Consider the following 271-nt stretch of genomic DNA (forward strand, 5'->3'; position numbering starts at 1 on the left):
AGCGTGATATCCGGTTTTGTCTGCGGAATTTGCAGCACCTTCGGCACAAGCGTATTCAGCTTTTCTGTCTCCGAAGCCTGCACGCCCATTGTTACGAGATTACGAGCTAAAGCGTCCCTCTGCTCATCAAGAGCCGTCAGGTATTTTGCAATGCTCATGCCGTCACCTCCACGATATCAGCCAGTGCGGTTTCGACACCGGAGAGTGCTTCTTCCACTGCCGCCAGATGGGTGCTGATTTCCGTGATAGAGGTCTTTGCCCCCTCCATACT

It is taken from the genome of Ruminococcus sp. CAG:379 (genome assembly GCF_000434255.1).
Lineage (GTDB): Bacteria > Bacillota > Clostridia > Oscillospirales > Ruminococcaceae > Ruminococcus_F > Ruminococcus_F champanellensis.